Annotated in this window: 17 protein-coding genes and 1 riboswitch; of the genes, 7 read left to right on the top strand and 10 right to left on the bottom strand. The window is 69.1% G+C overall.

Annotated elements, in window-relative coordinates:
- Positions 1-13: 13 nt before the first annotated feature.
- The 7 genes from A4F85_RS27440 to A4F85_RS27410 all read right to left on the bottom strand — a co-directional run bounded on the left by A4F85_RS27440 (position 14) and on the right by A4F85_RS27410 (position 6,199).
- Positions 14-1,102, bottom strand: a complete 1,089-nt coding sequence (locus A4F85_RS27440; RefSeq protein ID WP_231890636.1) for a fimbrial protein — start codon at positions 1,100-1,102, stop codon at positions 14-16.
- Between the two features lie 299 nt (positions 1,103-1,401).
- Positions 1,402-2,370: an ADP-ribosylglycohydrolase family protein gene (locus A4F85_RS27435; RefSeq protein WP_331710736.1), complete on the bottom strand. Its 969-nt coding sequence runs from the start codon at positions 2,368-2,370 to the stop codon at positions 1,402-1,404.
- The gene (locus A4F85_RS27430) at positions 2,367-2,948 is read right to left on the bottom strand and encodes an NADAR family protein (RefSeq protein WP_063328400.1); all 582 of its coding nucleotides are present in this window, start codon (positions 2,946-2,948) and stop codon (positions 2,367-2,369) included. The genes A4F85_RS27435 and A4F85_RS27430 overlap by 4 nt, the downstream gene beginning before the upstream one ends.
- A 28-nt stretch (positions 2,949-2,976) precedes the next feature.
- The gene (locus A4F85_RS27425; RefSeq protein WP_063328399.1) at positions 2,977-3,588 is read right to left on the bottom strand and encodes an HAD family hydrolase; all 612 of its coding nucleotides are present in this window, start codon (positions 3,586-3,588) and stop codon (positions 2,977-2,979) included.
- Positions 3,566-4,150 carry an RNA 2'-phosphotransferase gene (locus A4F85_RS27420; RefSeq protein WP_047327826.1) on the bottom strand — a complete coding sequence of 195 codons (585 nt, stop codon included), beginning with the start codon at positions 4,148-4,150 and terminating at the stop codon, positions 3,566-3,568. The genes A4F85_RS27425 and A4F85_RS27420 overlap by 23 nt, the downstream gene beginning before the upstream one ends.
- 56 nt (positions 4,151-4,206) lie before the next feature.
- Positions 4,207-5,139 (bottom strand): hypothetical protein, encoded by a 933-nt coding sequence (locus A4F85_RS27415; protein ID WP_063328398.1) that lies wholly within the window; start codon positions 5,137-5,139, stop codon positions 4,207-4,209.
- Entirely contained in the window at positions 5,126-6,199 is a 1,074-nt protein-coding gene (locus A4F85_RS27410) for an SPFH domain-containing protein (protein WP_063328397.1), read from the bottom strand. The genes A4F85_RS27415 and A4F85_RS27410 overlap by 14 nt, the downstream gene beginning before the upstream one ends.
- Positions 6,200-6,286: 87 nt before the next feature.
- Between A4F85_RS27410 and A4F85_RS27405 the strand changes: the two genes are divergently transcribed.
- Positions 6,287-7,021: an NUDIX hydrolase gene (locus A4F85_RS27405; protein WP_063328396.1), complete on the top strand. Its 735-nt coding sequence runs from the start codon at positions 6,287-6,289 to the stop codon at positions 7,019-7,021.
- A gap of 24 nt (positions 7,022-7,045) precedes the next feature.
- Here the strand turns inward: A4F85_RS27405 and A4F85_RS31290 are convergent, their stop codons facing one another.
- The 3 genes from A4F85_RS31290 to A4F85_RS27395 all read right to left on the bottom strand — a co-directional run bounded on the left by A4F85_RS31290 (position 7,046) and on the right by A4F85_RS27395 (position 9,820).
- Positions 7,046-7,996, bottom strand: coding sequence for a collagen-like protein (locus A4F85_RS31290; RefSeq protein ID WP_082848305.1), 951 nt, complete (start codon positions 7,994-7,996; stop codon positions 7,046-7,048).
- Positions 7,997-8,166: 170 nt separating this feature from the next.
- On the bottom strand, positions 8,167-9,135 hold the full coding sequence (locus A4F85_RS27400; RefSeq protein WP_063328395.1) for a threo-3-hydroxy-L-aspartate ammonia-lyase: 969 nt from the start codon (positions 9,133-9,135) through the stop codon (positions 8,167-8,169).
- A gap of 43 nt (positions 9,136-9,178) precedes the next feature.
- The gene (locus tag A4F85_RS27395) at positions 9,179-9,820 is read right to left on the bottom strand and encodes a helix-turn-helix transcriptional regulator (RefSeq protein WP_063328394.1); all 642 of its coding nucleotides are present in this window, start codon (positions 9,818-9,820) and stop codon (positions 9,179-9,181) included.
- A gap of 66 nt (positions 9,821-9,886) precedes the next feature.
- On the opposite strand from A4F85_RS27395, the gene A4F85_RS27390 reads away from it, so the two are divergent.
- The 6 genes from A4F85_RS27390 to A4F85_RS27365 all read left to right on the top strand — a co-directional run bounded on the left by A4F85_RS27390 (position 9,887) and on the right by A4F85_RS27365 (position 16,757).
- A complete protein-coding gene (locus A4F85_RS27390; protein WP_063328393.1) occupies positions 9,887-10,378 on the top strand; it encodes a YbaK/prolyl-tRNA synthetase associated domain-containing protein in 492 nt (163 codons plus the stop codon).
- Between the two features lie 69 nt (positions 10,379-10,447).
- Positions 10,448-11,323: a CHAD domain-containing protein gene (locus A4F85_RS27385; RefSeq protein WP_063328392.1), complete on the top strand. Its 876-nt coding sequence runs from the start codon at positions 10,448-10,450 to the stop codon at positions 11,321-11,323.
- 54 nt (positions 11,324-11,377) lie between these two features.
- Positions 11,378-11,661: riboswitch (cobalamin riboswitch) on the top strand.
- Positions 11,662-11,790: 129 nt separating this feature from the next.
- Positions 11,791-14,022, top strand: a complete 2,232-nt coding sequence (locus tag A4F85_RS27380) for a TonB-dependent receptor (protein ID WP_063328391.1) — start codon at positions 11,791-11,793, stop codon at positions 14,020-14,022.
- 10 nt (positions 14,023-14,032) lie between these two features.
- The gene (locus A4F85_RS27375) at positions 14,033-14,974 is read left to right on the top strand and encodes an ABC transporter substrate-binding protein (protein WP_063328390.1); all 942 of its coding nucleotides are present in this window, start codon (positions 14,033-14,035) and stop codon (positions 14,972-14,974) included.
- Positions 14,971-15,993: a FecCD family ABC transporter permease gene (locus A4F85_RS27370; protein ID WP_063328389.1), complete on the top strand. Its 1,023-nt coding sequence runs from the start codon at positions 14,971-14,973 to the stop codon at positions 15,991-15,993. The genes A4F85_RS27375 and A4F85_RS27370 overlap by 4 nt, the downstream gene beginning before the upstream one ends.
- A complete protein-coding gene (locus A4F85_RS27365; protein WP_063328388.1) occupies positions 15,990-16,757 on the top strand; it encodes an ABC transporter ATP-binding protein in 768 nt (255 codons plus the stop codon). Before A4F85_RS27370 ends, A4F85_RS27365 begins: the two co-directional genes overlap by 4 nt.
- Positions 16,758-16,761 lie beyond the last annotated feature (4 nt).

The raw sequence follows: 16,761 nt of genomic DNA, 5'->3' as shown, positions 1-16,761 counted from the left end.
GCGGGGACGCTGCTCACTGGTAGTTCAGCGTGAAGGTGGCCCTGCCGTTGGCCTGCCCCGTCGTGACTGCCGCAGCGGTCTGCACGTATTTGGCAGTCAGCGGGATCTTGAACTGGGCAACGCCCTGGACGATGGTTCCCGCACTCCATTGGTTGGTGTTGCCAGGCACGTTGGAGTCCGGGCCGTAGCCGAGAGCGGTGCCATCCTTCAATATCTGTATGCCTATTCCGGTGGCAACCGGCTTGCCGTCTGGCGCGGTCTGGCTCAAGGTCAGGACGGTGCTCTGATTGCTGGTGTCGTTGGCATCGGTGAGCGTGATGTGGGGGCGCAGAACGCTTTCGGGCGCGCCGCCCTTGCATTCCAGCGTGATGTCGAAGTGCTGGGGGATGGAGGTGGATTGGAGGCCCGTGAACCGCAGGATGGGCACAGCGCCCATGGGTACGGAGATGGTCGAGGCGGCCACCGAGCAGGAGGGACCGACCACCACCCTGGTGCGGCCGGACAGGTTGACGTTTCCTGCGATGCAGCTGGGGCACTGGAATCGCATCTCGACGTTCATCCCGGAGCCCGTTAGTGTGCCAGCGGAAACGCTGCCGGTTTTCACCAGTTCGATCCAGACATCCTGGGTGGATGAAACATTCCAGAAATAACCCAGCGCGCCCGAATTATTTTCTGATTCGGTGGTAATGGGCATGGTTCTGCCACTGGGAGCGCTGGGGCCGCGCCATGTTGCCCACCAGCGGATTCCAATGCCGGGAATATTGGTGCTGTAGACATTATTGTATCCGGGCGTCTTGTTTCCGGATTGAACATTGGCGGCTACAACGGCTTTGGCAACATCGTACTCGAATGCCGTGTTCAGCACTGCTCGAAGATTAAATACGGTTGCCGTAGACTTCCATAGCGTCGATCCGTTGGAGTAATTTCCGGGTACTGTTATTTCCTCGGGCAGTGAAATGCTGGAGCTGGTGGGGGAGAATACGCCCCCGGCAAAGGCATTGGTGTTCATCGTTGCCGCTGAAAAGGCGATGAGAAATGGAAGGGCGATCAATGCAAGGCGGCGTACTTGCGAGAAAAATGAGGGAATGAAAGAAGAATGCATGATACTGATTCGCTCCATTGCTGAAGTATGATTCTCGAAAATATCACGCAATAGTTTTATTGAACTTTTGAGTGAATAATGAGAGGCTGGAAATGAAAGCATCGAATCATTCGATGGGTGGCCTCTTTAGTATTTCGCACTCTACGCCGAAGATATGAGGTGATGCAATCAGACTGCTCTGATAATGGAGCGTGGCTCAGTCAAAAGCCGCCCATGCACGCCATTCGTAAAGAGCAAGGCCCGCGTGTCACGAAGCTCGGGTGCGTGGAGGTTGCGCAGACAAGCCTGGTCCAGTCCGCTCAGTTGCTGAGAGGTGCGGTCGGAGAAGCGTCACTGGCACCTCTGGCGGCTTGCCAGAGCGCATCGGCCAGGGCTGTGATCTCAGGGGCCAGGTGCAGGCGTTCCAGCCAGCGGTCCGCAATGCCGCTGGCGCCGTGGAGGGCTCCTGCCAACTGGCCCGTGATGGCTGCCGTGGTGTCGGCGTCATCGCCCAGGTTGGCGGCCTGCAGTACCGCGCCTTCAAAGCTGTCATGCCTCGCAAAGCACCACAGGGCCGCCTCCAGGCTGTCCACCACGTAGCCGCTGCCGCGAATCTGTGCGGCCGGCTTGTCGCGATAGTCGCCACGGGCAATCTCCCGCAGGCGCGGGCTGGCGCCGTCTGGCAGAACGCCGCCCAGGTCCAGAACCTGCGACCGGGGCAGTCCCTGCAGTGCCCGGCACAGCGCCACGGCGAACAGGCGGCAGGCCTGCAGGCATTCAGGTGCCGCGTGGGTGGTGCGTGAGCTGAGTTCAGCCATGCGCTGCACCAGGTCCTCGTCGGGGCCGAAGAACATGGGCACGGGCGCCAGCCGCATCAGGGAGCCGTTGCCGGCCTGGTCCGGGTCGGGCGACCCGGCCAGCGGATCGCCGGTGGCCAGGAAGCGCTGGATGGCCGCCCTGGTGGCCATGCCGATGTCAAAGCAGTTGCCGGTGGAACTCCAGTACCCCCATTCGTACCAGTTGGCATAGCGCGTCATCTGGTCCTGCGGGTCGCAGCCGCCGCGCTGGAGCAGGCTTTCGGCCAGGCACAGGGCCATGGAGGTGTCGTCGGTCCACTTGCCTGCGGGCAGCGAGAACGGGCCGCCGCCCACCATGTCGGTCAGCGGCGCAAAGCTGCCGCGCGGCTGGAATTCCAGCGTCGTTCCCACGGCGTCGCCACAGGCCAGGCCCAGCAGGGCACCACGGTATCGGTCCAGCGTGTCCATGGCCATGCCTGTGCTCGCGCTCATGGTCGGTCAGGAGCGGTGCTGCGCAGCCGCGCGCGCACCTGCATGAGGGCAAAGCCCAGCAGGTTCAGGCCCTGCCAGCGCGCGGGGTCGGTGGCGCGCACATCGTCGGCGGCCATGCCAATGCCCCAGATGGCGTCCACGGGGCTGGCCTCCACCAGCACGCGGTCGCCCGTGCTCAGCAGATAGCCGGCCAGGGCCGGGTTCTGGGAGAACTTGGCCTGGTTGGCGCGCACCACGATGCCCATGCGCGCGGCCACCCAGGCCGCTTCATCGAAGCCCTGGATGCCACGCCCCAGCTTCTTGGCCTCGCCCGGCGTGCGGCAGCGCACGATGGCCGCGTGCGCCGCCTCGTCGCCAAACAGCCGTGCCTTGCCCGCCATCATGAAATGCTCGGCCGTGGGGTAGTGCTGGCCATCGACCTCGAAACCCGCCTCGAACCACTGGCTCATGCAGGTCTTGCCGATGGAGCCATCGGCCGCAGGCTGGTGGCCCCAGAACGGCAGGAAGCGCGGGGTGAGACCCTGGGCCATGGCGTGCTGGAGGTCTTGCAGGGAGGCGATGTGGTCTGTGGTGGTCATGGGCTGTCTCGTTGCCGTATGTGCCGTTTCAGGAATGCGATGGAGCTTGCTGCAGCCACCACTGGCTGAAGGCCATCAGGTCTGCATGTTGCGAGTGGGCGTGGACCAGGTCCGGCCCGGTGTTGGGCGTGCCGTTCGGGCCGCGACACACCAGGGCCGCGTGAATGCCCGGGCCAATGTCCCGGAGGTAGGGCAGATAGTCGTCCACGAAGGCGACCGGGCCGAGCCGCTGCAGGGCGTCTGCCTTGGGGCTGCGCAGGCCGGTGGTCCGGCCCGTGGCGATCACGCGGTCGATGGGAAAGCCGAGGTCGCGCAGGTTGCCCAGGCGGGCCTGCTCGAAGCGCGCCGCCAGGGCCGTCACGCAGACCAGTTCGTAGCCGGCGCCCTGCAGCTCGTGGCAGGCCTGCAAGGCATTGCCCAGCGCGGGAATGCTGCGCCAGAAGTCGTCGTCCATGCAGGCCCTGAACTGTTGCAGGCGCTCGCCGTCCAGCGCCTGCACGGCCCAGCGGTCCATGGCCCAGTAGGCATGGGGGTCGGCCTCGGCGGGGCGCTGGCCGAACGCGCGTTCCCAGGCTCCGGCATAGGCGCTGTTGTAGTCCAGCAGCACGCCATCGGCGTCAAGGGCAATGATGGGTTTCATCGTGTTCCTCTTCGGCCAGCACGCGCAGGTAGTGCGGTGCCACGCTGTCCGTGAGCCAGACGCCGTTGTCCGAGCGGTAGAACAGGCAGGCATCGGCATGCATGCGCGCCGCATCGATCTCCAGCAGCACCACCCGGCCATAGCGCTGGCCCACGGAGCGGGCCGTGGCCAGGTTGTCGGTCAGGTGCACGTGGTGGCGGTTGCGCCGGTCCAGGCCGGTGCGCAGGATGGAGTCCAGAAAGCGCGTGGCCGTGCCATGGTAGAGGCGCTGCGGCGGCACGCTGGCCTGCAGGCCCAGGTCGATCTGCACGGAATGCCCCTGGCTGGCGCGGATGCGCAGGCCGTCGGCGCTGATGGCAAAGCGCTGCTTGGGGCAGCTTTGCACCACCTCCATCAGCAGTGCGGGTGAGATGTTGCGGCCGGCCGCCTGGGCGCCGCGCAGCAATGCGTCTATGGAGACCCAGCCCTGGGCGTCCAGTGCGAGCCCGGCGCGGCCGGGGTTGTGGCGCAGGACCAGGCTCATGAATTTGCTGGTCGATGTCAGTGTGTTCTTGTTGTTCATACGGTCCATTTCCATGGATTTTCTTGTTGTGTTGATGATTGTCCGTGCTGCGGGCTTCACACCACCAGGCAGCCCTGCCGATCCGACAGGCCGATGGTGGCCTGCATGCCCGCCGTGAACTGCAGGTAGTCGGCCTCCATGCCGTCCGAGAAGATGACGCCATGGTCGGGCATGCGCGAGCGCAGGGTCAGCGGCTGGCCGGCCGTGACCTGGCCGTAGACCAGCTCGGCCGTGGAGGAGCGGCTGGGAAAGGGCTCGCGCACGGCGAAGTCCAGGCGTGGCGCATCCCAGGCGAAGGGCTGGTAGTCGAAGTCGGTGGATGCGCCGCGCACGGCGCGGGCAATGCCCATCGATCCCGTGACGATGCTCTTGATCCAGGCGGACGAGCCCAGCCCCGTGGCGACGATGAGGCCGGAGGACGATTGGGATTCGCGCCGGTCGCCCAGCGCGATGTCGTACAGGGCCGAGGTATGGCTGCGCGGGCCGATGAACAGGTCGTTGGCGGCGCGCAGCACCTGGCCGTCGCTCAGGCGCGCTTCGGCCAGGGTGACGGCGCGCGTGGGGCGGCGGTTGGCGGCCACGTCGCCCAGCAGGGTGGCCAGGTCGGCGGGGGCGAAGGGCAGCAGCAGGCCGTCCCAGCGCGCGGGCTCGGGGTTGACGCCGATGAGCGGCTGGCCGTCCAGGTATTTCATGGTGTTGGCCACCATGCCGTCCTGGCCCAGCGCCACCACGATGTCGTCGGCGCCGAAGACGAAGTTGGGCACCAGGGCGCGGTCCACGATCTGGTAGCGGCCGCGCGCCTCCAGCGCCTGCACCACGGCCTGCAGGGCGGCGGCGTAGGCGGCGCTTTCGCGCAGGTAGTCGCCGAAGTCGGCACCCAGGTGCTCGATGTAGAAGCACGCCTGGGACAGCGTGTGGTACTTGGCCACCAGCTCATCGAGCCGCGTGCGCCGCACCACCAGCACGGTCTTGCGTTCATTGGCGTTCACGGCGGCTCCTTGCGGGTTCGGAATCGGGCACGGCGGCTGCATGGCCTGCACCGGCGCCCATGAGCGACTGCAGCAGCTCGGGCGAGACGTTGAGCTGGCCGATGCGCTCGGCCTTCTCGGCAATGCCGCCAAAGGCCTGGGCGATGAGCTGGCCCGGCTGCATGCCCACGGCGGCCAGCGACTGCACGATGCGCGGGTCGGCCTTCTCCAGGGCCTGCATGACGGCGCCCACGCGGTAGGCCTCGGCTTCGGCCAGGGTGCGGCTGTTGGCGGCCTGGCCTTCGACGAAGTCGCGGCGGCTGGTCTCCAGCGCCACGTCGGCGGACATCTGTTCGGCGCGCAGCTCGTTTTCCTTGCGCATCTGGGCGGCCTTGGCTTCCAGCTGGGCCTCGCGGATCTGGCGCTTTTTCTTTTCCACGGCCACGTCGGTATCGAGCTCGTTCTGGCGGATGGCGCGCTCGTTTTCCACGGCAGCCATGCGGCGGGCATAGACGGCGTCGTCCGCAGCCTTGAGGTTGGACTCGCGCGCCTCCGCCTCCAGGGCGCGGGCGATGTCGGGCGTGGGTTTGACGGCCATGACCGAGACGCCCAGGATCTCCAGCCCCAGCGCCTCGATCTCGGGCTGGGCGGCCAGCTCCTGCTGGGCCGTGCGCGCAATGAGCGCCGAGGAGCGCAGCGCCTGCTTGAGCTCCAGCGCCTGCACGGCCTGCTGGATGATGACCTCGGCCTGCATGGTCACGCGGTCGCCCAGGCGCTGCGGGTCTTCGGACATGTATTTCTGGCCGTCGCGCGCCAGGGAGAAGTCCATCAGCGTGGCGGTCTGGCGCGGTGTGCTGATGCGGTAGGTGACCTGGCCCTGCACGGTGACGCTCTGGAAGTCGGCCGTCACCAGCTCCAGCATGAAGTGGCAGTCCTGGCTGCCCACGGGCACGGCGACCAGGGTGGTGGTGGGGGCGTAGTAGAAGAAGGACTGGCCCGCACCCTCGCGCACCACCTTGCCGGCGCGGAACTGCATGAGGTGGACCGTGGGTTGGGACTTGATGAAACGGATGCCGAACATGGTGCTTCTCCTTTAAGTTGCTCTGTACAACTTGTATGGGTTGCATAGTGCAACTTAAAATCCGGCACGTCAAGCACAATCCATCCCATGGCTGAAAAAAATCCCCCATCCCCGCAGGGCGCGCTGGACTTCCCGCGCCCGTTCACCACGGTGGACGTGGTCATCTTCACGGTGGCAGACGATGCCCTGCAGGTGCTGCTGGTGCAGCGCCCCACGGCGGGCAGCGAGCCCTTCCCGGGGCTGTGGGCGCTGCCCGGCGGCTTTGTGGATGTGCGCCAGGACGCGGATCTGCTGGCCTGCGCGCGGCGCAAGCTGCTGGACAAGACGGGCGTGGACAGCCCCTACCTGGAGCAGCTGGGAAGCTGGGGCGGCGCGGCGCGCGACCCGCGTGGCTGGTCGGCCACGCATGTGTATTTCGCGCTGATCCCGGGCCACGACCTGATCCTGGCCAAGGGCGCGAATGCGGCCGATGTGTCGTGGTTTGCCGTCGATGAACTGCTGCGCGAGCCTGCGCTGGCCTTCGACCACGGCGAGATCCTGCGCGCAGCGGTGGAGCGGCTGCGGGGCAAGGTGGAATACACCTCGCTGCCGGCCTTTCTGCTGCCCGAGCCTTTCACGCTGCCGCAGCTGCAGCAGGCCTACGAAGTGGTGCTGGGCCGCCCCGTGGACAAGAGCGGTTTTCGCACGCGCATGATGGCGGCCGGCTTTCTGGTGGAGGCCGGCCAGGTGGAGGGCACGTCACGCCGCCCGGCCATGGGCTACCGCCTGGCCGACCGCAGCGCGCCCGTGGTGTTTCCGCGCACCTTCAGCCCGCGCGGGTGAGAGAGCACAGGGGCAGTCAAGGGGTTACTGGCAATATGCCTCGGCGGTGACGGTTCCCGCCAAACCGCACGAATAAGTACAAGACCATTGATTGGAAGCGGCGCGGAAAGTGCTTGCCAGACCATGGTTGACGGGGTCCGCAGTCCTGCAGCCACCCGATACCACGGATCCACTGGAGCAGACGGCGGTGACCGTGGTAGGGCCGTTGCTGCATGTGGCAGTTGCCGTGATGGGCGTTAATGATCCAACGCTGCCCGTAGCTCCCATCGGTCCTGCAGGGCCAGTTGGACCGGGCGATCCAGTGCTGCCGTTGGCCCCGGTATTGCCCGTGGCCCCGGTAACGCCCTGGATGCCTTGCGGCCCGGTGTTGCCGGTCGCTCCCGCCGTTCCCTGCAAGCCCGTGGCGCCCGTGGGGCCAGTGGCACCGGTGATGCCGGTCGCTCCTGTGGGCCCGGTCGCACCCGTGACCCCCGTGGCCCCGGTCGAACCCGTCACGCCGGTAGCCCCGGTATTGCCAGTGACCCCGGTGGCGCCGGTGATGCCTGTCGCTCCCGTAGGCCCTGTGACGCCGGTGGCCCCCGTTGCGCCGGCGCCGGTTGCGCCTGTGGGGCCGGTGGCTCCCGTGACACCGGCAGGACCCGTGGCGCCCGTGACTCCGGTGGCACCTGTCGCGCCCGTGGCTCCTGTTGCACCCACCCCGGTGCCTGCCGCGCATTGCACCAGCTGGCCGGTGGCGCCGTCATGGCAGGTCAGCTGGTTGCCGGGCGTGGTGGCGGGTAGGCCGGGCACGTAGACCTGGCCGCTGTCCTGCACCCTGAACCGCTCCTGGCCGCCCTGGTTCTTGATGACAAAGCCGCCGCCCGCCGGTGGGGTGAGCGTGATGTCGGCCGCCAGGGCGCCTGCGGCATGCAGGACCAGCAAGGAGGACAGGGCCGGGATGACCCAGGAGGAATGGAGGCTGGTGGGCTTGTTCATGGGGCGCAGTGGTGGGCGCGCGGCGGCATCCTCTGGTCCTCGGGGCTGCCTGGCAAGCACGCTGGGGTTGTGGTTTTGTTAACGATGAAACATTAATTCACAATTGCCGCCGCAGTATAGAAGCCGGCTCCATAGCGTGCCCAGTCGTTTTTCAGGGCCCTGTGGCGAATTCACATCGGCGCGCCCAGCAGGCTGCAAAAGCGCTGCATGTCCACATTGCCGCCGCTGAGGATGATGCCCACGCGCCGTCCGCGCAGCTCTTCGCCTTTCTGGCGCGCGGCGGCCAGGCCCAGGCAGCCGGTGGGCTCGACCACGAGCTTCATGCGCGTGGCCAGGAAGCCCATGGCGTCGACCAGCTCGGCATCGCTGGCGGTGAGGATGTCGGTCACGTCGCGCTGGATGATGGGGAAGGTGATGCCGCCCAGGTGCTGGGTCTGGGCGCCGTCGGCAATGGTCTTGGGGGTGTCTATGTGGACGATGCGGCCTGCGCGCAGCGACTGCTGGCCGTCGTTGCCGGCCTCGGGCTCCACGCCGTAGAGCGCGCAGTCGGGGCTGAGCGCGCGTGTGGACAGGGCGGTGCCCGACAGCAGGCCGCCGCCGCCCAGCGGCACGAAGAGGGCGTCCAGCGGGCCGGTTTCCTCGAACAGTTCCTTGGCGGCCGTGCCCTGGCCGGCCAGCACGTCGGCATGGTCGTAGGGCGGGATCAGGGTCAGGCCGTGGCGCTCGGCCAGGTCGCGGCCGATCTGCTCGCGGTCTTCGGTATAGCGGTCGTAGACCACCACCTGGCCGCCATAGCCCTTGGTGGCCGCCACCTTGGCGGCGGGCGCGTCGTGCGGCATAACGATGGTGGCGGGAATCTCCAGCAGCCGGGCTGCCAGGGCAATGGCCTGGGCGTGGTTGCCCGAGGAAAACGCCACCACGCCGGCCTTGCGCTGCGCCGGGCTGAAGCGAGACAGGGCGTTGAAGGCGCCGCGGAACTTGAAGGCGCCCATGCGCTGCAGGTTCTCGCACTTCAGGAAGACGCGGGCGCCCAGCGCATCGTCCAGCGTGCGCGAGGTGAGCACGGGCGTGCGGTGGGCATGGCCCTGGATGCGTTGGGCCGCTGCGGCCACGTCGTCGTAGGTGGGAAGGCTTGTCATCGGTACAGGAAAACAGGGGTGGATCGGGAAGGGGTGCCCGGACCTACTTGGCGTAGCTGTAGACCGTGGCGCGCGACACGCCCAGGTGGGCGGCAATGGTCTCCATGGAGCGGCGCACATCGAGCAGGCCGGCGCCCTTGAGCTCGCGGACCAGGGCGCGGCGCTCCTCGGGCTTGAGGGCGCGCGGCGTGGTCGCCAGGCGGGCCGCGAACTGGTCGATGCGGGCACGCACCGTGTCGGCGCCTGCGCCACCGCCCGTGGGGTCCAGCATTTCGCGCGCGGGGGTGTCGCCGCTGACGGCGGCAAAGCGGTTGAGCATGCCCTGGAAGCCCTGGAACATCGTCAGGTCCACATTCATGCACAGGGCGGCGATGTAGCGGCCCTCGGAGTCGCGGATGCCGATGGACGTGCTCTTGGCCTGGCGGCCATCGGCGAACTGGTTGGGGTAGTTGGCAATGACCTGCTCGTAGCTGGGGTCCAGGATGCGGGCCAGGCCCAGCTCCGTCGCGCCCTGGCCCACTTCGCGGCCCGACAGGTTGTTGTGGATGGCCAGCACCGCATGGGACGGGTCGAGCAGGTCATGCACCACCACCTCGCAGAACGGGGCAAAGGTCTGGCCCAGGCCTTCGGCGATCTGGGCCAGCTGGTCCAGAAGCTGGCGCTGTTCAGGGGTTCGTTGGGTCATATTGGACATTTTGTTTTGAATTGGACAAAATGTCAAAATCCAGACGACTTCTCTGCGCTTTCCACCATGTTCGACACCCTTGTAGACCTGCTGCAATTCCAGGGCGCGCGTTTTCGCGTGCTGGAACATCCGGCCGAAGGCCGCTCCGACCTCGTCGCCGAAATCCGGGGCACCGCCCCCGGCCAGGGCGCCAAGGCCATGCTCTGCAAGAGCCGCGATGCGGCCGCTGCGGGCGATCCCCAGCTGTTCCTGGCCGTGCTGCCCGGCGACCGCAAGCTGGACTTCAAGCGCCTGGCCCAGGCCGTGGGCGTGCGCAAGGCCACGCTGGCCTCGCCCGAGGAGGCCCAGGCCGCCACGGGCTGCGTGATGGGATCGGTGCCGCCGTTCTCCTTCAACCCGCAGGTGCGCCTGGTGGTGGACCCGGCCCTGGTAGAGCGCTTTGGCGAGATCGCCTTCAACGCGGGCCGGCTGGACCGCTCCATCGTGCTGGACTCGGCCGACTATGTGCGCATTGCCCGGCCCGCGCTGCACAGCCTGAGCGGGGAGGGCGCCGATTGACCATGGATTGACCCTGGCGCGGCGCTGCGCCCACAATCGTCGGCAACGTCCCCATCTCCTTGCCTGACCATGTCCACCCCTGCGAAGCAGCACCCTGACCGGCCCGATGCGGCCGGCTTTGTGCGTGCGGCGCTGACTGCTGCCCTGGCCCAGGTGCAGTCGCATCTGGCGGTTTTGGAGGGCGGTGGCAGCGATGCCGAGACCATCCACCAGCTGCGCGTGGCCCTGCGGCGCCTGCGCACCGTGCTGCGCGAATGCGCGGGGCTGGCGCCCGGCATGCGCGCCGAATGGGATGAACCCCTGGCCCAGGCCTTTGCGCAGCTTGGCACGCTGCGCGATGCCGATACGCTGGCCGATGTGGTGCGCCCGCTGCTGCAGGCCGCCCATGCGCCCCTGTGCGACTGGCAGGCGCCGCAGGCCGTGCAGGCGGATGCAGCCGCTGCCGTGCGCGAGCCGCCGTTCCTGCACGCGCTGGCCGAGATCCAGGCGCTGGCGCAGGCGCCGCAGGCAGAGCCATCGGCCCGTTTTGCCCACCTGTCCGCCACAGGCACGCGCAAGTACCTGGCACGGCGGCTGGCGCGCCTGCACCGCCAGGTGCTGCGCGACGGCCTGCACTTCGACCGCCTGCCGCTGGCGCAGCAGCACCGCGTGCGCAAGCGGCTCAAGCGCCTGCGCTACCTGGCGGACTTTGCACGGAAATTCGCGCCCGGAATGTGGCCCGGCAAAAAGGGCCGGCGCTTTGCCGAGGCGCTGGTGCCCGCCCAGGACGCGCTGGGCCTGCACAACGACATGGCCGTGGCGGCCGAGCATTTCCATGCCGAGGCCGCGCGCGACCCGCGCGCCTGGTTCGCGGCCGGCTACCTGCAGGCCCGCCTGGCCACCAGCGCACGCAGCAGCCGCCGCGCGCTGCGGGCGCTGGCCCGCGTGCCGGGCTTCTGGCTCTAGACAGCATCAGCGATAATCCGCCGCTGGCGCACCGCCGCAGCCCCTGGGCCGTGGCGGTGCGCTGTTGCTGAAGGTGCCCCATGCCGTTCACCGGCCAGGGGTTCAACGGGAAGCAGGTGCGCGATGCCATCGAGGTGGCCGCTCGCAATGCCTGCGCTGCCCCCGCAACGGTCAGCGGAATACAACTCCCCACGCTGGCGCGCCACCCACCGGTTGCGCGCCGCAAGCCACTGTGTCTGGACGGACATGGGAAGGCGGGGATGCCTGCTGCAGCGCGCCCACGATGCGCGCCGCAGCGTTCCGCAAGCCCGGATACCGGCCTTCTGCACTGCTTTCGGACGCCGCGGGAGTGCGCCTGTCCGGTCCGGCCCCAGCCTGCGCTGCCGTGGCCGGCTCCGGCGTGCGCGCCGTGCGGCGTGGTTCAGACGATAGGCCCCACGGGTGACTGGGGCAGTTGGATTCAACGCATGCGCTTCGCTTCTTTGGCCGCCGATTATTCCGGCCCCTTTCCCCTTCCTCCCTTCCTGCGCCCGGCCACCGCTGCGGCCGTGCTGGCCTGCTGCGCCGCAGCGGCCGGCGCCGCACAGGAACCGACGGCCGGCAAAACCGGTGCATCCGCCGACGATGCGCTGGATGCCGTCTTCGTGACCGCCACCGCGCGGCCCGAGGCGCGCAGCCGCATCGCGGGCACCACGCAGACCATCGACCGCGAGGCCATAGAGCGCTCCAGCGCGCGCTCGGTCACCGACCTGCTGGCCGAGAACGCCGTGGGCTTTCTCAGCGAATGGACGGCTGCCCAGACCTCGATGAACCTGCGCGGCGCCTCCACCGACGGCCAGGGGCGCGACTTCCGCAGCCAGGTGCTGGTGCTGGTCAATGGCCGGCGCGCGGGCACGGCCAACCTGTCCAAGCTCAGCCCCTCGGATGTGGAGCGCATCGAGATCGTGCGTGGCCCGTCCTCGGTGATCTACGGCAGCCAGGCCATGGGCGGGGTGGTCAACATCATCATGAAGACGGGGGCGACCGCGCCTGGCACGCGCGCCCAGGTCCAGGCCGGTTCATGGGACCTGTGGCGCACCGATGCGCAGACGGCCGGCGCCAATGACCGCTTCGACTGGTACTTCGGCGTGAGCGCAGGCGGGCGTGGCGACTACGAGTCGGGCGACGGCGGCACGCGCATGGAGAACACGGGCTGGAAGCGGCGCGGCGCCAGCGGCGCCCTGGGCTGGCAGCTGCATGAGCTGCACCGCGTGGAGCTGCAGCTGCGCACGGACGGCATCTACAACGCAGGCTTTCGCGGATCGGGCGCCAACATCTACAGCCGCGACAACCGCAGCAACCGCTCGCTGGACCTGACCTACGAGGGCGCACTGCCCGGCCAGCGCCTGAGCTGGACGACCCACCTCTACAGCCTGATCGATACCGATGAGTTCAACTGGGCATCGCCCGTGATCCGCTCGGGCAACAGCGCCGTGCCCGGCACGGCGCGCGACTACAACCACCGCCAGCTGGACGCCACGGGCCTGCGTTTTCATCCGCGCCTGCGTGTCAGCCAGACCAATGACCTGCTGATGGGCTTCGACTGGGAGCGCAGCAAGCTGCGCTCCGACCGCCTGCGCGTGGCCATGCCGGGCGGGCCGGCGGGCCAGGTCGCGCCCTACGACAACAACCAGACCGAGCAGGTGCACGCGCTGTACTTCGAGGACGCGCAGACCCTGTTCGACGACCGCCTCACGCTGCGTGCCGGCCTGCGCAAGACCTGGGGCACGACGCGTTTCGACGATACGCCCAACCTCGCCCTTGCCCAGGCCAGCACGCGCGACTACGACAACCACACCTGGTCGGCCGGCGCCACCTGGAAGGCCACGGACCGGCTCACGCTGCGCGCTGCCGCCTCCACGGGCTTTCGCGCGCCCACGGCCACGGAGCTGGCTTCGGACTTCACGGCCGTCGGCGGTGGCCGCACCTTCGGCAACCCCAACCTCAAGCCCGAGACCAGCCGCCAGATCGAGGTCGGCGCCGCGCTGCAGCAGCCCGGCTGGCGCGTGGATGCGGCCCTGTTCCAGAACACCATCACCGACCGCATCATCACCGTCTCGCGCGGGGCCACGACCAACACCTCGGACTACGCCAACAACGCGGCCGACATCGTGGCGCGCGGCCTGGAAATGCAGGCCGACATGGACCTGGCGCGGGCGCTGAACCTGACGGGCCACCAGCTCAAGGCCTGGGCTGGCGGCTACTACCACTTCAGCATGCGGGACAAGGGATCGCCAGCGTCGGCCAACACCGACAAGGTGCAGCGCATGTACCGCTACGAGGCCTCGGCCGGCGTGCGCTACGGCCAGGGCAGCGGGCGCCTGCAGGGCGACTGGAGCCTGCAGCTGTCCACGCTGCTGCGCGGTCCCATGTGGTACGACACGGAAGAGGCGCTGCTCATCCCGCAGGGCGAGCCCAGCAGCACCTTCATCCACCGCAAGGGTGCCTTCACCATCTGGAACCTGCGGGCCGACTACCGCGTGTCGCGCGGCGTCAAGCTGTTCGCGGCCGTCAACAACCTGTTCGACCTGAACCGCCATCCCATTTTCATCGCGCTGGACCGTGCGCCCTGCATCGCCAACCCGGCGTACCAGAACGGCGGCTGCGGAACGTCGATGGCGGGGCGCGAACTCATGGTCGGCCTGCAAGCAGAGTTTTGAGGACCACGGCATGAGGCAATCCAGCACCACGCGCCGCCAGTTGCTGCGCCAGGGCGCGGCGGCGGCCCTGGGCTGCGGCCTGCCCGCGGCCTGGGCCGACACCGTCGCTGCAGGCGGGCCGGTGGTGCTGCAGGATGCGCTGGGCCGGCGCGTGGAGATTGCCGCGCCGCCGCGGCGCATCGTCTCCATCTTTGCCTCCAATACCGAGCTGGTGGCCGCGCTGGGCCTGCTGGACCGCGTGGTGGGCGTGGAGGATTTCACGCGCTTTCCACCGGGCGTGGAGCGCATTCCCAAGGTGGGCGGGCGGCTGGGGTTCTCGGTGGACGCCGTGGTGGCGCGCCAGCCGGACCTGGTCATCGTCACGCCTGCGCGCCAGGCGGCGCACCAGCTGGTCGATCCCATGGAGCGCATCGGCGTGCCGGTGATGGTGCTGCTCAGCCGCTCGCTGGCCGAGGTGATGGACAACCTGCGCCTGGTGGCCCGCGCCACGGGCGTGCAGGCGCGCGGCCAGGCGCTGGCCACGGCGCAGGAAGCGCGGCTGCTGCGCGTGGACCGGCTGGTGGCCGGCCAGCCCCGGCCGCGCGCGCTCATGGTCACGGGCCGGCTGGGCAACGGCATGCTGCTGGCGGCCCGGCCGGGCACCTATACCGGCGAGGCCATGGTGCGCGCGGGCGCTGCGTTCGCGCTGGACGGCCTGGGCACCGTGCCCCAGGTCTCGCCCGAAGCCGTGCTGGCCGCCGATCCCGACGTGCTGCTGTTCGCGGGCACGCAGGAGGCCATGCAGGACCTGATCGGCCAGCGCGGCTGGCGCGACCTGCGTGCCGTGCGTGGCGGCCGGGCCACCACGGTGGCGCGTGCCGAGTTCCTGATTCCCGGGCCGCGCACCTTTGGCGGCGTGGAAAAGCTCTCGCGCTGGCTGCACCCTGCGGCCTGGGCCGGGGAGGCCGCATGAATTCCCTTTCACATCCACCTGCGTGGCGCCCCTGGGCCGGTGCGGTCCTGCTGCTGCTGGCCAGCCTGCTGATCGCCGCCTGCGCGGGCCACCAGTGGGCCAGCCCGGCCGACCTGCTGGCCGCGCTGGGCGGCGAAGACAGCCTGCGCAGCCGGCTGCTGCTGCAGTGGCGCGTGCCGCGCGTGCTGGCAGCCGCCCTGGTGGGCGCGCTGCTGGGCCTGTCGGGCGCCATCTTCCAGGGCGTGTTCCGCAATCCACTGGCCGAGCCCTATCTGCTGGGCGCCTCGGGCGGCGCGGCGCTGGGGGCGACTGTCGCCTTGCTGGTGCCCATGCATCTATTGTTCGGCCTGTCCCAGGCCTGGACGCTGCCCGTGCTGGCCTTTGCGGGCGCCTGGGGCTCGACCATGCTGGTGCTGGCCGTCTCGCGCGTGGCCGGTGCCACCGATGCGGCCGGCATGCTGCTGGCCGGCGTGGCGCTGGCGGCCGTGCTGGGCGCGCTGCGCTCGTTCCTGATGCTGGCGCTGTCCGATGAGACGGTGAGCCTGCAGGTGGTGCTCAGCTGGGTGCTGGGGGGCATACAGACGCCGTCCTGGAGCGGGCTGGGCCTGCTGGCCGGTGCCTCCCTGGCCTGCCTGGCCGGGGCCATGGCGCTGGCGCGCGGGCTGGACCTGCTGGGCCTGGGACAGGATGCGGCCCAGGGCTTCGGCCTGGACGTGGCGCGCTTTACGCCGCTGGCCGTGCTGGCCGGCTCGCTGGTGGTGGCCGTGGCCGTGGCCTATGGCGGGCTGGTGGCCTTCGTGGGCCTGGCTGCGCCGCACATCGCGCGCTGGATGGCGGGACCGCTGCACCGCGCGGCCCTGCCGGCGTCGGCGCTCACGGGCGCCATCATCGTCACGCTGGCCGATGCCATTGCGCGCAGCGTGCTGCCGCCGGCCGAGATCCCGCTGGGCCTGGTCACGGCCGTGGCCGGCGGGCCATTTTTCATCGTGCTGCTCGCGCGCAGGCTGAGGTCCGCATGAACGATCAAGCCATGGACGACGCCGTGCCACGCCTGCAGGCCCGGTCCCTCACGCTGCGCCACCGTGGCCGCAGCGTGCTGGACGCCGTCTCGCTGCAGCTACCCGCCTGCGGCGCCGTGGCCTTGGTGGGGGCCAATGGCGCGGGCAAGTCCAGCCTGCTGTCCCTGCTGGCGGGGCTGCAGGCGCCTGCATCCGGCAGCGTGCTGCTGGACGGGCAAGACATTGCAACCCTGCCCGTGGCCGAGCGCGCACGCCGCGTGGGCTACATGCCGCAGCGCTTTGCGCCGCACTGGGACCTGACGCTGGCCGAGCTCATGCACATGCGGCTGGCGGGCCGGGGTGATGTCGAGGCGGCCATTGCAGGCGCCGGGCTGCAGGATTTCACGCGCAGGCGCTGGTCCACGCTGTCCGGCGGCGAGCAGGCGCGTGCCCTGCTGGCCACCGTGCTGGCCACCGACCCGCCCGTGCTGCTGGCCGACGAGCCCGGCGCCGCGCTGGACGTGCGCCACCGCCTGGCCCTGGTGCAGGCGATGGCGCAGCGTGGGCGCGAGCGGCTGGTGCTGGTGGTCATGCATGACCTGGACCTGGCGCTGGCGCACTTCGGGCGCGTCATCGTGCTGGACCAGGGGCGCATTGCGCTCGATGGAGCCCCTGCCGAGCTGCTGCATGCGCCGGGGCTGGATGCCGTGTTCGGCGTGGATTTCGAGCGCATCGACGCACCCCCGCAAACCTTGCTGCGCGCGCGGCTGAAACAGGAGAACTGAACCC

This window comes from Delftia sp. GW456-R20, assembly GCF_001622915.1.
GTDB classification, from domain to species: domain Bacteria; phylum Pseudomonadota; class Gammaproteobacteria; order Burkholderiales; family Burkholderiaceae_C; genus Comamonas; species Comamonas acidovorans.
This window is presented reverse-complemented; position numbering and strand designations above follow the sequence as displayed.

What these genes read in the sequence shown, in the direction of transcription:
- A4F85_RS27440 (WP_231890636.1), bottom strand. Translation starts at nt 1,102, where the DNA reads ATGCATTCTTCTTTCATTCCCTCATTTTTCTCGCAAGTACGCCGCCTT.
- A4F85_RS27435 (WP_331710736.1), bottom strand. Translation starts at nt 2,370, where the DNA reads ATGAGCGCGAGCACAGGCATGGCCATGGACACGCTGGACCGATACCGT.
- A4F85_RS27430 (WP_063328400.1), bottom strand. Translation starts at nt 2,948, where the DNA reads ATGACCACCACAGACCACATCGCCTCCCTGCAAGACCTCCAGCACGCC.
- A4F85_RS27425 (WP_063328399.1), bottom strand. Translation starts at nt 3,588, where the DNA reads ATGAAACCCATCATTGCCCTTGACGCCGATGGCGTGCTGCTGGACTAC.
- A4F85_RS27420 (WP_047327826.1), bottom strand. Translation starts at nt 4,150, where the DNA reads ATGAACAACAAGAACACACTGACATCGACCAGCAAATTCATGAGCCTG.
- A4F85_RS27410 (WP_063328397.1), bottom strand. Translation starts at nt 6,199, where the DNA reads ATGTTCGGCATCCGTTTCATCAAGTCCCAACCCACGGTCCACCTCATG.
- A4F85_RS27405 (WP_063328396.1), top strand. Translation starts at nt 6,287, where the DNA reads ATGGCTGAAAAAAATCCCCCATCCCCGCAGGGCGCGCTGGACTTCCCG.
- A4F85_RS31290 (WP_082848305.1), bottom strand. Translation starts at nt 7,996, where the DNA reads ATGAACAAGCCCACCAGCCTCCATTCCTCCTGGGTCATCCCGGCCCTG.
- A4F85_RS27400 (WP_063328395.1), bottom strand. Translation starts at nt 9,135, where the DNA reads ATGACAAGCCTTCCCACCTACGACGACGTGGCCGCAGCGGCCCAACGC.
- A4F85_RS27395 (WP_063328394.1), bottom strand. Translation starts at nt 9,820, where the DNA reads ATGACCCAACGAACCCCTGAACAGCGCCAGCTTCTGGACCAGCTGGCC.
- A4F85_RS27390 (WP_063328393.1), top strand. Translation starts at nt 9,887, where the DNA reads ATGTTCGACACCCTTGTAGACCTGCTGCAATTCCAGGGCGCGCGTTTT.
- A4F85_RS27385 (WP_063328392.1), top strand. Translation starts at nt 10,448, where the DNA reads ATGTCCACCCCTGCGAAGCAGCACCCTGACCGGCCCGATGCGGCCGGC.
- A4F85_RS27380 (WP_063328391.1), top strand. Translation starts at nt 11,791, where the DNA reads ATGCGCTTCGCTTCTTTGGCCGCCGATTATTCCGGCCCCTTTCCCCTT.
- A4F85_RS27375 (WP_063328390.1), top strand. Translation starts at nt 14,033, where the DNA reads ATGAGGCAATCCAGCACCACGCGCCGCCAGTTGCTGCGCCAGGGCGCG.
- A4F85_RS27370 (WP_063328389.1), top strand. Translation starts at nt 14,971, where the DNA reads ATGAATTCCCTTTCACATCCACCTGCGTGGCGCCCCTGGGCCGGTGCG.
- A4F85_RS27365 (WP_063328388.1), top strand. Translation starts at nt 15,990, where the DNA reads ATGAACGATCAAGCCATGGACGACGCCGTGCCACGCCTGCAGGCCCGG.